This is a genomic window from Halolamina salina, assembly GCF_042678005.1.
Classification (GTDB): domain Archaea; phylum Halobacteriota; class Halobacteria; order Halobacteriales; family Haloferacaceae; genus Halolamina; species Halolamina salina.
The window spans coordinates 6,383-8,356 of record NZ_JBHUDH010000151.1 but is presented as its reverse complement, the minus strand read 5'-3'; the positions used below and the strand labels follow the sequence as shown (position 1 = coordinate 8,356).

Sequence of the window (1,974 nt, the reverse complement as noted above, 5' to 3'; positions counted from 1 at the left end):
CGCACGGTCACTGTCTCGCTCGTGCTCTGTGGGGTGGCGCTCGCGGGCGCCGTCGCCGCCGGGGAGGCCGGCTTCGGGGCGGGCTTCGTCGTGCTGATCGGCGCCGCCGCGCTGTTCCGTGCGCCGGTGTTCGCGGTGTTTCCCAACATCGTCGCCGACTACTACGGCCGGACCTACTCCTCGGAGAACTACGCGGCGCTGTACACCGGGAAGCTATTCGGCGGCGTGCTCGGCGGGACGGTCGCGAGCGGGCTGGTGCTCGTGATCGGCTGGTCGGCCTCCTTCGCGATCGGAGCCGTGTTGGCGGTGCTGGCGGGGGTCGCGATGGTGTTCCTCCGGCCGACTGCCGCCGCGAACTGACCTTTCGACCGGCACGGTTGCCCGTCACCGTGCCGGACCTTCGACACCGTTTTGCGCTCCCTCCCAGAACCTACAGCCATGAGTTCCTACGAGCGCGTCACCGCGCACGTCGACAACCCCGAGGCGCTCCGCGAGGAGGGCCGCCGGAAGATGGACTGGGCGCTCCAGCACATGCCCATCCTCCAGTCGATCCGGGAGGATTTCGAGGCCGAGAAACCCCTGACGGGAGAGACGATCGGGATGGCGATGCACGTCGAGGCCAAGACGGCGATCCTCGTCGAGACGCTCGCCCTCGGCGGCGCCGAGGTCGCGGTCACCGGCTGCAACCCCCTCTCGACCCACGACGACGTGAGCGTCGCGCTGGACGCCGTCGACAACGTCACCTCCTACGCCGTTCGCGGCGTCGACGACGAGGAGTACTACGCCGCCATCGAGTCCGTCATCGACCACGAGCCGACGATCACGGTCGACGACGGCGCGGACATGGTGTTCCGCATCCACCAGGAGCACCCCGAGCTGATCGACTCCATCGTCGGCGGCGCCGAGGAGACGACCACCGGCGTCCACCGCCTGCGCGCGATGGACGAGGACGGGGAGCTGAACTACCCGATGTTCGCGGTCAACGACACGCCGATGAAGCGCCTGTTCGACAACGTCCACGGGACGGGCGAGTCGGCGCTGTCGGCGATCGCGATGACCACGAACCTCTCGTGGGCCGGCAAGACGGTCGTCGTCGCCGGCTACGGCTACTGCGGCAAGGGCGTGGCCTCGAAGGCGGCCGGGCAGGACGCCAACGTCGTCGTCTGTGAGGTCGAGCCGCGCAAGGCGCTGGAAGCGCACATGGAGGGGTACGACGTGCTGCCGATGGCCGAGGCCGCCGAGGAGGGCGACGTGTTCATCACCACCACCGGGAACAAGGACGTGATCACCCGCGAGCACTTCGAGAAGATGCAGGACGGCGTGCTGCTGGCCAACGCGGGCCACTTCGACGTGGAGATCAATCTCGACGACCTCGACGACCTCGCGGTCGACCGCTACGAGGCCCGCGACGGCGTCGAAGCGTTCGAGATGGCCGACGGCCGCCGGCTGAACGTGCTCGCCGAGGGGCGACTCGTCAACCTCGCCGCGCCCGTCGGGCTGGGCCACCCCGTCGAGGTTATGGACCAGTCCTTCGGGATTCAGGCGGTCTGCGTCCGGGAGATCGTGGAGAACGGCGACGAGTACGAGGCTGGGGTCCACGAAGTGCCGGACGAACTGGACAAGGAAGTCGCGGAGATCAAGCTCGCCGCCGAGGGCGTCGAGTACGACGGGCTGACCGACGAGCAGGTCGAGTACATGTCGTCGTGGCAGCACGGGACGTAGATTCGCGGTTCTGAGGGCCGTTTTCCGGTGGTTTTGGCGTCGTCGTTGATGGCGGTCGGACTGGTGACTCGAACAGCAACGGCAGTTCGACGCTAGACCACTTGCGACCGCACCGCCTCCGCACGGCCTCGAACCTCCCCAGCCGACTCGCTCGCGATGCTCGCTCGTCCCTCGCGCTCGCTCGCGCACGGAGGCGCGACCGCTTCGCGCCGACCGCCACAGCGGTGCGGTCGCGGTGGACGCCTCGCGGCC

Annotated in this window: 2 protein-coding genes; both read left to right on the top strand. The window is 68.8% G+C overall.

Annotated features, from left to right (window positions below; genetic code table 11):
- Window positions 1-360 (top strand): MFS transporter (locus ACFR9S_RS12875; protein ID WP_379818826.1); only part of this gene is annotated, 360 nt, incomplete at its 5' end.
- A gap of 78 nt (window positions 361-438) precedes the next feature.
- Window positions 439-1,722: an adenosylhomocysteinase gene (locus tag ACFR9S_RS12870; RefSeq protein ID WP_379732618.1), complete on the top strand. Its 1,284-nt coding sequence runs from the start codon at window positions 439-441 to the stop codon at window positions 1,720-1,722.
- Window positions 1,723-1,974 lie beyond the last annotated feature (252 nt).